The following is a 12,630-nucleotide window of genomic DNA, read 5'->3' as shown; positions in this document are numbered from 1 at the left end:
ATGGCTTTCCAAATCCAATTCTGTTTGACTATAACTCGTTAACTAGTCCACTTGTTAATTCGTCAACCTGGTTAACTCGTCAACTGGTTAACTTGTTAACTCCCCAACTCGTAACCTCTACCTTATAAAGAGCAGTTCTCGATATTTGGGCAGCGTCCACAGCTCGTCGGCCACCAGCAGTTCCAGCTTATCCACTTCGTAGCGAATGGCCTCCATTCTTGGTGCGATATTGTCGTGATAGGCAATTGCCTTTTCTCTTTCACATTGAATATTGTTAGCCACCTTACGTGCCGCAACCAGTTCTTCCACCTTCGTTTCGATGGTTTGCGTGCGTTGAGCAATCTCTTCGATGATTTTCACGTTGCGCGAAGTAAGTATGCGCGCCTTTTCGCTGGCGAAGATGCCGAACATACTCTGCACGTTCTTGGCCAATCGGCTTTGATAATGCGTGGCCACGGGTATGATGTGGTTCATACAGAGGTCGCCCAGCACGCGCGCCTCTATCTGTACCTTCTTGGTGTAGGTTTCCCATTTCACCTCGTTGCGGGCTTGCAACTCGTTGCGGCGCATCACGTTCAGGCTCTCGAACATCTGCACACTATCCTCGTCGAGATACCTGTCGAACACCAGCGGACAGCTTGTTTCCGTGTCCAACCCGCGACGTTTGGCCTCTTGCACCCACTCTTCCGAATAGCCATTGCCGTCGAACACGATGGGACGGCAGGCCCGTATGTCGTCGCGCAACACGCTCACGATGGCGCGTTTAAGGTCAACACCCTGCTGCACAAGTGCGTCGACACGCTGTTTAAAGCTATTGAGAGCCTCGGCAACGGCAGCGTTCAGCACGATGAGAGCCGACGAGCAGTTGGCCTCCGAGCCAAGGGCGCGAAACTCAAAGCGGTTACCTGTAAAGGCAAAGGGCGAAGTGCGGTTGCGGTCGGTGTTGTCGATAAGTAGTTGGGGAATTTGGTCGATGTCTAGTTCCACTCCCTTTTTGCCAGCCACGGCAAAACACTCGTCGTCGTCGGCACGCTCGATTTGTGCCAACAGCGTGCTGAGTTGCGTGCCTAGAAACGAGGAAATGATGGCTGGCGGAGCCTCGTGCCCGCCCAATCGATGGGCATTGGTTGCACTCATTATCGATGCTTTCAGCAATCCGTTGTGGCGATACACGCCCATGAGCGTTTCTACGATGAACACCACAAAGCGCAGGTTGTCATCGTAACCCTTGCCAGGTGCATGCAACAGCACGCCCGTATCGGTAGACAAGCTCCAATTGTTGTGCTTTCCGCTGCCGTTAACGCCGGCGAAAGGCTTTTCGTGGAGCAGCACGCGGAAACTGTGCTTGCGTGCCACTTTCTTCATGAGCGACATCAATAGCATGTTGTGGTCTACGGCCAGGTTGGCCTCTTCGAATATAGGAGCTAGCTCAAACTGGTTGGGCGCCACCTCGTTGTGGCGCGTTTTGCAAGGTATGCCCAATTCAAGTGCTTGTATTTCTAAGTCTTTCATAAAGGCTTGCACACGCTCCGGTATTGTTCCGAAGTAGTGGTCGTCCATCTGTTGGTTCTTGGCCGAGTCGTGTCCCATGAGCGTTCGGCCTGTTAGCATCAGGTCGGGACGGGCAAAGTAAAGGCTCTCGTCAACCAAAAAATATTCTTGTTCCCAGCCTAGGTTGCAGCTAACCTTCTTCACTTTTGGGTAGAAATATTGGGCCACAGCTGCGGCAGCGGTGTTGACGGCCTGCAACGAACGCAGCAGCGGTGCCTTATAGTCGAGCGATTCGCCCGTGTAAGAAATGAAGATGGTGGGGATGCAAAGCGTGTCGTCGATGATGAAGACGGGCGAAGTGGGGTCCCAAGCCGAATATCCGCGAGCCTCGAAGGTGTTGCGGATGCCGCCGTTGGGGAACGAAGACGCGTCGGGTTCTTGCTGAACGAGCAGCTTTCCCGAAAACTCTTCAATCATTCCACCCTTTCCATCCGGCTCTACAAAGGCATCGTGTTTTTCTGCCGTGCCCTCTGTTAGGGGTTGAAACCAGTGTGTGTAGTGTGTCACCCCGTTTTCGTTGGCCCATTGTTTCATGCCTTTGGCCACGGCATCGGCGATAGAACGATCTAGGCGCGTGCCGTTGTCGATAACGTCGGTAAGCTTTTCGTAAACGTCGGCGGGTAGGTATTTGTACATCTTCGCTCGATTGAAGACGTACTTCGCGAAAAACTCGGATGGTCTTTCGGCGGGTGTAATCACTTCCAGCGGTTTCTTTTTGTAGGCTTCTGCCACAGCTTCAAATCTCAAGTTTGCCATTGTCGATATGTTTTTTATCTATATTGTTGTGCTGATGATGGGCGAATGTGGGCCCTTATGCTGCCGCGCTGATGCCCTATGCCTGCAAAAGTACAACTTTTTGCGCGAAAAAGTGGCGTGTTGACGGCATAATGATGGGAAGGGAAAGGGGGAAAGATAAAAAGTGAAAAGGTGAAAAGGTGAAAAAATGGCTAACGCCACCTAGGCATTTGGCTTAACGTCTAAAAGTGAAAGGGGGAAAAGGTGAAAAGGTGAAAAAATGGCTAACGCCACCTAGGCATTTGGCTTAACGTCTAAAAGTGAAAAGGTGAAAGGGTGAAAAGGTGAAAAAATGGCTAATGCCACCTAGGCATTTGGCTTAACTCCTTAACTCCCTAACTCCTTAACTCCTAAAAGTGAAAAGGTGAAAAGACGGCTAACGCAACCTAGGCATTTGGCTTAACTCCTTAACTCCCTAACTCCTTAACTCCTAAAAGTGAAAAGGTGGAAAAACGACTAACGCCACCTAGGGTACATAAAATGCCCATGCGCGCCTTCCGGTTTGCTCCGAAAGCGGCATGGGCATAAATAAAATAAACCCCAATCGGTTCATTAGACCGCTTATCAAACATTTTAAGTTATGTCCATCGTTTCCTGTTATCTTCCGTTCGCTTGTCGACATCTTGCCCGTCTTATTCTTTATGTAGCCTGCTACGCCTTCAAGAACAAGACAGACAATAGTTTCAACAATCAAATGAAATCTGCACAGGCTTTAATGAACCGATTTGGGGTTAAACGTTATGGACTATTACTATTTCTTCACGAAGACGGGGAAAAAGAAGTTGGCCAATACGTATTTAAATCCGTTGTTGTTCTTAGGCATGCCTGTTGGCGGCACATTGTCGTGCAACACGAAACAAAAGCGCGTAATGGGCCGTTCTTCCCTCCCTTCAAGGAAACCAGTTGGCCTTATGCTAAGTTTCCCTTCGGCGTTAGGCAATATACGACCAGCTATGGTTGTGCTCGTTGTAAGATACGACCAAAGCCTTTGGTAGTCGGCCACGAGATAGAGCAACGGCGTGTAATTGTCGAGTTTACCCCCGCATCTGACGCTACCGTCGAGCATGAACGTGGCGGGAATAGACTTTTTTAAACGGAATGGGATGGACACCTTGCCGTGGTTTGCACTGTTTATCCGGATAGAATCCTTGTCGAAAGTGCAGTCTATTTGCTGGCGTGTAAGGCCAGCGGTATCCAATTTTGAAAAGTAAGTCAAAGTCCAACTGCCGTTCATCTGCGTTTCTACATCCCAATTTTGCTGGATGTTGATACGTATGGGAAGCCTTCTGCCCGAGCTGATGTCAACATATCCGTCTCTTTGCTTGTTGCCGTTGTTGGCGGCCACCTTGATGATTACCTTGCCGTTCTCTACTGTGGGCGAAAGCCATTCTCCCTGCTTGTGGGTAGTGACAGATACCCCATCGATGTGTCGGAAACTGATGACAATGCTGGTATCTTTGTTGCTTACCAGGTATTGGGTTCTTTCTCCTATGGTAAATCCGGGCAGCCCTTGTTGGTGAACAGGCACGTTAATGCTGTCGGTGCCAACCCAAATGGTGAGGTTAGCTACCCTAGAAGTGAACGACGTGTTTTGCGTTGCCTCAACGGTGACGACGTTTCCGGAGAACGTGCTTTTGCACCAATCGTTGGAAACGGCCGTTTTTGTAATGGGACCTGCGGCCTTTACGGTAACCCTTCCTGTGGAAGGTGCATCCGTGAAGGTGACGCTCGAGCTGTCTATGGTGATTGCCTTGTCGCCAAACGTTCGTCCCACGTTGTCGTCTTGGCTGCAAGCCACTGTTGCAAACAGGGCAACGGCGGCAAGGAATGCTCTGAAAATATTTTTCATATTGATATTCTCTTTACGTTTGTATTATTGCCTTCTTTTAAGTTTGAGCAACTGGTCCAGTCTCTCGTATGCGCGACCGAAGAGGTAAGCATTCGGCACTTTGAGTGCCTTGGCATTGCCCAAGAAAGACCATTGACTATCGTATACGCCTAAGAACCAGCCGGATGAGGGGTATCCCCATTCCCCTTTGGGGCGGAAAACGTAAGCATTAGCCGCGTTGTCCCACTTCAATGAGAAACAGGCGCTGGGCGAAGTGGTAAGGCGCCCGGCAGAAGTTGAGAAAGTTGTTAACATCAATACGTTGCCATCTGGAAATCTTCCTATTTGTTGCGGCGCAACAATCATCGCCTCCTCTTTACGGTCGAACGTCAGCCTGATATTATATCCCAGCAATGCTCCCTCCATCTCGTAGCCCTTGTAGTCGGCTGTGAGTTTCAAGTCGACATCGAGTTCCACGTTGTAGTCCGTGTTGTTGAGGGAATAGACGGCCTCCAATGTGTATTTTCCAGCGGCATTGGCGTATGCCGGAAACCACTTCGGCTGTTCGGCTTTCAGGATTATCTCCTCATTGTTGGCGCCCTTGGCCCGATAGGTTGAGTCGGATGCGTTGAAGGTAAGCTCGCCGAAGGTTGTGCCACCTATTTGCAATGGGCGGTAGGTTCTAACGCCCCTGTCGGTAAAGGCGATGGCAGTGGTTTCCTCCTTTTGGCCGGAGTTGTAGGTCAGTTTCAGTTCCGAAGCATCCAGTTCGCCCTGAACATCAGTGCCATTCACCTTGCCTTTAAAAGACCAAAGCCCAGTGGGGGTGAAGTCTGCGCTGAAACTGTCCACCTTATTAATATAGTTGGCTGCGGGCATGTCTAGCTTTCTCAGATACATCACGTTCTTTGTGCGGTAGCCGTGCACTTTTATGAGGTTCTCCGACACACTGTCTACCACGAACTCGAAGTCGCCTTTCAAGGCTTGGAATCTGGCCGACGACGGGTTGGAGAAATAATGCATTAAGGGGTTGTAGGTGTCGAAAGTGATGGCAGGCCCCACTTCGGAGGTCATTTTATAGTAAGACTCGTCTTCGCGACTTGCGTCCAGTACGCTCCGCACCTTGCATTTCTCTCTGTCGAACTTTAAGGTGAAGGCGTATCCCCCATAGGCCTGTGTCCGTTCGGGATAGATGTCGAAGGCCCACCCATAGGGTGCATCCACTAGGGTTTTCTGCGTCTTGTCTAGATACTCTTGCAGGCGCAGCGACGATGCGTTGTCGAACACGTCGGCCTGGTCTTTTAGGCACGATTGCAAACCCAGCGTTACGGCGAGCGTCAGCAGTGCCGAAAGTATATGATGAATTTTCTTCATTGTTGTATGCGTTAGGTTTTGTTATAGTGAAATGTTGGTGAGGTCTACCTTTCCCTTTACGATATCGTCTTCTCTCCTAAGGTACACGTCGCGAAGTTTGTCGATGTCGATGTTCCAGGATTCACGCATGTAGTTCCGAACATAGTCTAGCTTGGTTAAGATATTGTCCTTTTGTCCTTTTGCATTGGCAATATCCAGCCAGGCGTTCCACTTTTTCGGAGAGCTGGTAACGTAGATGGAGAACATCTCGGCGAAGTCTTCCACGTCTGAATGTTGGGCATAGGCCGAGATGAAACCATGCTCGTAGCAATAGTTGGTGTTGGCGTATGGGCTCTCGCTCCATTTGTCGGCCACGTACCCTGAGCCTGTAACCAGTTTGAAGTCGGCCGAATAGGGCTTAGTTTGGTTCAGGATGTGGGTGAACTCGTGATAGACGGTCTTGAGGTAATAGGTATTGATATCCTCGGCACTTTGGATGAACTGGTCTATGAAGTTGGTGCCAGCAAGCAATATTTTCTTTCCTCCCTCGGCCGTACCCAGAATAAATGTGCCGTTGTTCTTGTATTCCCAGTTGCCGGTGAGGTAAATCAGTTTGGGGAAATTGGCCTTCGTGAAGTCGGGTCCGGCCACTTCGTCGAATGCTTCGAGGCAAGAATACTTCACGAGGTTGGCCATCTTTATGGCCATTTGGTAGCTTGCGGGCACGGTATAATAGTTCATGTCGCTTTCTATGTCTTCGTATCGATACTTGAAATTGATGTTGTACGTAGACACATAATATCGGTCGAGCCAAAGGTCTAGTGGTGTGGGCGTACGCTTGTCGGCAGTTATTACGCTGTTGGGTGAGAGTTTCTCGTCAGCGCACCCCGTCATCGTCCCTATGCAGATAACAGATGCGAGGATATATAATAATGTATTCTTCTTCATTGCTGTTTTGTTAAGCGTTGGTTTGGTGTTGTCTCACTCATTTATTGCGTGGGTTCATCGGCACACCGGCATCCCTCACGTCTTGCGGCAGCTGTATGGCTCGCCTTGGATCATCGGGCGCCAAGCTGTCGGTAAGCTCCTGGGGCGTTCCGTTTTCGTTGATGAGGCGCCGCATCACGGTGATGTTGTAGCGTTTGATGTCGAACCATCGTGCGCCCGTTTGAAGCTGTTCGATGCGTTTGAAGCCCAGCACGCATTGTAACATACACTCTTGCAGGCTACCCTCGGTGTCGATGGCGAACTTGGGATGTAGGTGTTTCTTGATGGTGGACTGCAACTTCTTGTCGTCACTGTACGAGTAGTCTATGGGTTTATAGAATGCCTCAATGCTTGTGGGGGTAAGCACCACGTTCGTGTTGACGATGTTCTGCATCCACGTCGTGAGGTCGGCCGCCGCCAAGTCGTATTTCTTAAGCATGATGTAGGCCTCTGCACGGTTGAGCAACGTCTCGTCGGTGGTTAGTATGGGCATAATCGAAGATTGGTAACCTGTGCCCGCCACGGGGTCGGTGTATTGGAAAAGATAGGGTATGCGCCAAGTGATGTCGTAGGTTTCTGTGGCGCCGACCCGGTAGAAGAACGGCCCGTTGTCCCAGTAATTGGCCTCTCCCCAAATGTTTTTGGCCAACATCGTCTCGTTGTTGTCTAGGTAAGGGCCGTGGGCGTATTTCTTACCTCTGGAGTAGTTGTTGAACAACAGGCCCGCTTCCGTATATGCTTTTTGCATAAGCAGGTTGCACTTGTTCTCCGTGTTGACGTACTTTAGGGTGTAGGCCTCGATGTTGCGTGTCATGCTTTGGTAGCTTCGCCAGTCTCTCAACAACGTTTGGGGCGAGCTGCCCAGGCATTCGTTGGCGTATTTCACTGCCTTCTCCCATTCTTCGTGGAAGAGGTAAAAGCGTGTGGCGAAAGCGTAGGCCGCCTTCTTGTTAAAGTGGAACTTGGGCACTTTAAGGTGCGCGTCGCCCACTAAGGGCAGGCCTTCTTCCAAATCCTTAGCTATCTTTTGGTAAACCTCGGCCACCGTTCCGCGCGGGTTCACTTGTCCGATGCGCGTGTCGGTGTCGTACATATAGTATATGCCCATGTCCGTGTTGCTGTTGGGCATTCCATAGTTCATGCAAAAGATATTGGCGAGCATGAAGTGGGCATAGGCGCGACAAAGCAAGGCCTCTCCCCTGCACAGTGCGAGCAACTCTGTTTTCGGGCCGCCCAGTTTGTCGATGGCTTTCAGTGCCTCGTTGGCATTGGCGATAGACGCGTAATATGTGCGCCACAGCCTGTCGGGCGAGTCGTTGTTGGTTTGGGTGGCGTCTTTCCAACGGTAGTATTCGTCTAGCGAGACGTCTGTCCTGGGGTTCTGATATTCGTCCACGTTGTCCGACATGTACTCGGCCATCACGAAATACGAGTTCTCAGGGTATGCCGAAACAAGAACCTGCCTCACCTTCTCGGGCGTGTCTATCTGCGTGCGGTTGTCGGGGTTCTCGTTCAAAAAGTCGTTGCAAGAGCCCAACAGTATTGTACCTGTGGCCAGTGCCAAACAGATGATATGTTGTTTTTTCATTGTTGTGTTCCTTTCGAGTGTTTAGAGTCCTACCTTAAGCGTAAGCGTAAATTGTTTGGCCATAGGTACGGCCACACCTCCTGTATTGAAGAACTCCGGATCTTGTCCGTTGAGTTTCTTGTCGGCATAAATTAGGAAGAGGTTCGTGCCTTGTACCTTAACCGATGCCGTTCGCAAACCGAGATACCCCACCAGTTTCTGAGGGAAATCGTAGTTCAGCGAAAGTTCCTTCATGCGGATAAAGTCGCCCTTGGCGATGCGTGCGTCCGAATAGTTGTAGGCATTATATGCCCTGTACAGATTGGGATTGTCGTAAACCTGACGCAAGGTGGCGATGGTGGGTATGTCGGTGTACGCCTCGTCTCCAGGCGTGCGCCAGCGGTTGCGGAACTCTTTGGGCATGGCCGAGAGATCTGTATACCTAGACTTGAATGCGGGGTAAAGGCGCACAACGTTACCAAACGAATAGGTGACGAAGACGTTAAGGGTGAACCCCTTGTAGGTGAACACGTTGCCAAGACTACCCGTGTTGGTGGGGTCCGTGGGGCCTTCGTACTTCAAGAATTTCAGTTTCTCCGGGTCCGACTCCTGGAAGTTCACGTTGGTAATGCTGATGTTTCCCTCCTGATCTCGGAACGTTGGCAGGCCATCGCCCGTCAATCCCATGAACGGAACGGAAAACAAAGCACGCGAAGGGTAGCCCTTGCGAGCGTAACCCACACCGCTGATAAAGTTTATCATACGGCTACGGGCTTTCAAGTCGGTAATTTCGTTGTGCACATACGAATAGATGAAGTTGGTTTTCCAGCTGAAGTCTTTCGTCTTCAGGTTCGTCGTAGAGAGGCTCAGCTCCACACCGTTACTCTTCATTGCGGCCACATTACCGTATTTTACGAGAAAGCCGTCGGTGCCGTCGGTCGGGATGGGGCCAACCAAATCGTAGTTGTTGCGCTTATACCAGTCTACCGACATGTTGATGCGGTTGTTCAGAAATCCTGCATCCAACCCCAGGTTAAGCTCATGTTTCTTCTCATAGGTGAGGTCGGGGTTGGCCGGGCTCGTCCTTTCAAGTCCTGTTTCGGTGTTGCCGGTTCTATATCGCCATGGCGTATTGGCCTTGATGATGGCGAGGGCGTTGGTAACGGGCGGACGGTCGGCTGTGAGCGAGTACGACGCTTTGAGCGTGAGGTGCGACAACACCTTGCCCAACTTTTGGTCGAACCAGCTTTCTTCGTGGGCGTTCCACGCTCCCGACACGTTCCATGTGGGCAGCCAACGCGACTGGCGCGACAGGCCCAAGCCGTTTGTGCCCTCATAGCGCAGGGTGCCATTGATGGTGTAGCGGCCTTTCCACGAGTAGGTTACGTTTCCGAAGAAAGCCGCACTGCGTGTGTTGGTGTTGCCCAGACCATAATAGTCGTTGCCGCCTTCCTGCATTTTCTTGAAGTTTTGGTAAGCCCAGTTGGCCTCTTCACCCAAGTCGTATTGCAGGCCATAGCCCTTGAACCAGGTGTTGTGCCTAGTGTACGAGTTCGTTTCCATGCCGGCGTAGGTGTTCAGAATGTGGTCTTTGTTGAACACGTCGTTGTAGCTTACCGATGCACGGAAGTCCCAGCCGAACATGCGGTTGTCTGCGCGCGTGATGATACCGCCATAGGGCATCACGCTAAAAGGTAGCGCAAAGATGTTGTCGGGGTCGTGGTAAAGGTAAGAGTTGGCTTGCCTTATAACCGTTGTCTGCATCGCCCTGTAAGCCTCGGCTTGGTTGGAATATTCGGTTACGTGGTGTTCGCGCGATGTACCTGCGTATTTCACTGCGCCCAGCACGCTGATGTCTACCTTGGTGATGGGCTTGTAACTAAGCTTGGCCTGTGCGCGGAAGTCGTTTACGTTTAGGTCCATAAAGTTGTTCTGCAACTCATGGAGAATGTTGAAGGGCGCGTAGTTGCTGGTGTAGAAGGTGTTGCGGTCTAGTGTTCGCGACGTGTTTACGGCATACGAGTAGGGGTTGATGTCGAAGTCGCGGCTCACCTCGCCCGTAACCACGTTGGTGCTGGCAGCTAATGTTCCGGGTGCCTCCTGCTTGCGGTAGTTGCCCGTGCTGATAAGGTTCAGTTGTAATTTTTTGCTAAGCTTGAAGGTGGCGTTGAGATTGGCCGTATAGCGTTGAACGTTGCTTCGGCGTGTCCATCCCGGGTCGAACATGGCGCTTAGCGAGGCATAGTATTGGGCCTTGTCGCTTCCGGCCGAGATGCTTACCGAGTGGTTGTGCATCACGGTGTTGGAGAACAGCTCGTTGAACCAGTCTGTGTTGCGGAACTCGGCATTGCGCAGGTAGGCAGCTTTGGCATCGGGTGTGTTGGCCAATGCAAACTGCCCCGTAACGGGGTTGTATTCGCTCAGCATCTGGTACATCTTGCCATATACGCCCGAGTTGGAAGCGTTGGCCGTCTCGGCATATTTCAGCCAGCCCTTTTGCTCCATGTCTTGGTACACGTCCATCTGCTCTTGCGAGTTCATCAGGTTAAGTTGTCTGTACGATGGTATCAGGCGCATGGTATATTCGCCCATGTAGTTGATGTGTGCCTGTCCGGCCTTTCCTCTTTTTGTAGTAATGACGATGACGCCGGCCATGGCGCGCGCACCGTAGATGGAGGTGGCCGAACCGTCTTTCAGTATTTGGAAACTCTCAATGTCGTCCGAGTTAAGTCCGGCGATGGCCGATGAGATGAGCGTTTCGGCATCACCAGAAGAGAGTTGGTCGGCACTGACATCCACCACGTCTTCCATTATCACCCCGTCTACCACCCATAGGGGCTTGCTGTCGCCGTAGATGGAGGTTGCTCCGCGTACGCGTATCTTCGGCGCCGTACCGAATGTTCCGCTTACGTTTTGCACACTGACGCCCGCTGCGCGCCCTTCCAACGAACGGCTCACGTCGGCCATACCGTTAATCTTGGCATCGGCCGCATCGATTTTGGTGGTAGAGCCCGTAAACAGGCGTTTGTCTGTGGTGGTCATACCCGTCACAACCACCTCTTGCAGGGTTTGGTTGGGGTTCATCCGCACGGTCATGCCGTTTTTGGCTTTGAGCGTTTGTGTGGCCATACCCACATAGCTCACGACGATTGTGGTTCCCTCGTTGACGTTGAGGGTGAATGCCCCGTCGACATTGGTAACGGTTCGCACGTTACTGCCTTGCACGCTGACGGTGGCGCCGATGATGGGTTCATCGTTTTCTGCCGAGATAACTGTTCCCGTGAGTTTACTTTGGGCCACTACTGTTCCTATAAACAAAAATAGGAAGGCCCAAAAAACGCTAAGTCGCTTTTTTTTCATACTTGGTCCTCATGTTAAGTTAAGCATTAATGAATACGTATCATATCAGTCGCAAAAGTATGAAACATATTTATATAGTGCAAGAAAAACGAAGTGGAAAATACATCTTTTTGCAGAAATATTACAGATAAGGAGTACTATTTGTGTTACAGAACAGAAAAAACGCTAATTTATAAGAATTTACGATGTGGCAGATGTTGTGGTAGCGGGTACGTGTGCAGATAGTGCTGTGACATAGGCCAACAGGCTGCCTATTTAAGGCCAAGCCGGCCATTGGAGCCTGTGCAGATTCTGTTTGTTTGTCGGCATCTTGCCTGTCTTATTCTTGAAGGCGTAGCAGGCAACGTCGAGAGAACAAAATTGGCAAGATGCCCCACAAGCGTACGAAAGACAAACAAGCAGCAATGCAAACAACTTAAAATATCTGCCAAGCGGCCTAATGCCCCCATTTGGGTTTAATGCGCCTATAACAGAAAGGTTTGTTGCCTTTGCTATACCGACTCTAGATAAACTCTCCTTTCATATACAACGTTCAGAACTAACCAAATCAATGGATTATAAACACACGAAGACACAACAACTCACGAATGCGCCAACCCATCAACTCAAAATATCATCAACCCATCAACTCAAAAACATCAACCCACAAACTCAAAACTCATCAACCCATCAACTCAAAAAAATCAACCCACGAACTCAAAAAACATCAACCCACAAACTCAAAAACATCAATCCACGAACTCAAAAAACATCAACCCACAAACTCAAAACTCATCAACCCCAAAAATCACAAGCTCATCAACCCACAAACTCAAAAACTTAAATTATTATTTTTATTTTACAACAACGCTCTATTTTTCGTGCCATTCTAGCGAAAATTTGGGGTAAAAAGTAGGTATTCAGGCACTATCTTCAGCCTTCCACGCCTTTCAAGATGTCTACTTTTAAGAACAAAACCTGCATTTTGCACCATTTTACCCTTCTAGTTTGGTTGTCAACTCATAATTTTTAATGCCCAACAACTCGCTTTTTACCCCTAAAAACCCCCTTTTTAATGGTTATTTTACCTCTTCGAGCCATTAAAAACGTGGTTCGTAAAGGTTTTGTTTATACAATTTCAGCGTATTTTTATGCTTTTTGTTTCGCATTTAGCTGCATTTTGTACTGCATTTTGCACCATTTTACCTTG

The 12,630-nt window shown here is 50.0% G+C and carries 7 protein-coding genes; 1 reads left to right on the top strand and 6 read right to left on the bottom strand.

What is annotated here, in order from left to right; genetic code table 11:
• Nucleotides 1-117 precede the first annotated feature (117 nt).
• From HMPREF2955_RS09170 to HMPREF2955_RS09145, 6 genes are all read right to left on the bottom strand, one after another.
• Nucleotides 118-2,307 carry a glutamine synthetase III family protein gene (locus HMPREF2955_RS09170; protein ID WP_070722825.1) on the bottom strand — a complete coding sequence of 730 codons (2,190 nt, stop codon included), beginning with the start codon at nt 2,305-2,307 and terminating at the stop codon, nt 118-120.
• Between the two features lie 790 nt (nt 2,308-3,097).
• Nucleotides 3,098-4,195 (bottom strand): BACON domain-containing protein, encoded by a 1,098-nt coding sequence (locus HMPREF2955_RS09165; RefSeq protein WP_070722824.1) that lies wholly within the window; start codon nt 4,193-4,195, stop codon nt 3,098-3,100.
• Nucleotides 4,196-4,219: 24 nt separating this feature from the next.
• A complete protein-coding gene (locus tag HMPREF2955_RS09160; protein ID WP_070722823.1) occupies nt 4,220-5,548 on the bottom strand; it encodes a DUF4302 domain-containing protein in 1,329 nt (442 codons plus the stop codon).
• A gap of 21 nt (nt 5,549-5,569) precedes the next feature.
• Nucleotides 5,570-6,475 carry a zinc-binding metallopeptidase gene (locus tag HMPREF2955_RS09155; protein WP_070722821.1) on the bottom strand — a complete coding sequence of 302 codons (906 nt, stop codon included), beginning with the start codon at nt 6,473-6,475 and terminating at the stop codon, nt 5,570-5,572.
• 37 nt (nt 6,476-6,512) lie between these two features.
• Nucleotides 6,513-8,102, bottom strand: coding sequence for a RagB/SusD family nutrient uptake outer membrane protein (locus tag HMPREF2955_RS09150; protein WP_070722820.1), 1,590 nt, complete (start codon nt 8,100-8,102; stop codon nt 6,513-6,515).
• 21 nt (nt 8,103-8,123) lie between these two features.
• Entirely contained in the window at nt 8,124-11,441 is a 3,318-nt protein-coding gene (locus HMPREF2955_RS09145) for a SusC/RagA family TonB-linked outer membrane protein (RefSeq protein ID WP_019188220.1), read from the bottom strand.
• A 550-nt stretch (nt 11,442-11,991) separates the two neighbouring features.
• Here HMPREF2955_RS09145 and HMPREF2955_RS15840 point away from each other — a divergent pair.
• The gene (locus HMPREF2955_RS15840; protein WP_139145526.1) at nt 11,992-12,264 is read left to right on the top strand and encodes a hypothetical protein; all 273 of its coding nucleotides are present in this window, start codon (nt 11,992-11,994) and stop codon (nt 12,262-12,264) included.
• The last annotated feature ends 366 nt before the right edge of the window (nt 12,265-12,630 follow it).

The sequence above is a fragment of the Prevotella sp. HMSC073D09 genome (genome assembly GCF_001814145.1).
Lineage (GTDB): Bacteria > Bacteroidota > Bacteroidia > Bacteroidales > Bacteroidaceae > Prevotella > Prevotella conceptionensis.
The sequence above is the reverse complement of the archived record's forward strand: the minus strand, read 5'-3'. Positions and strand labels throughout refer to the sequence as shown.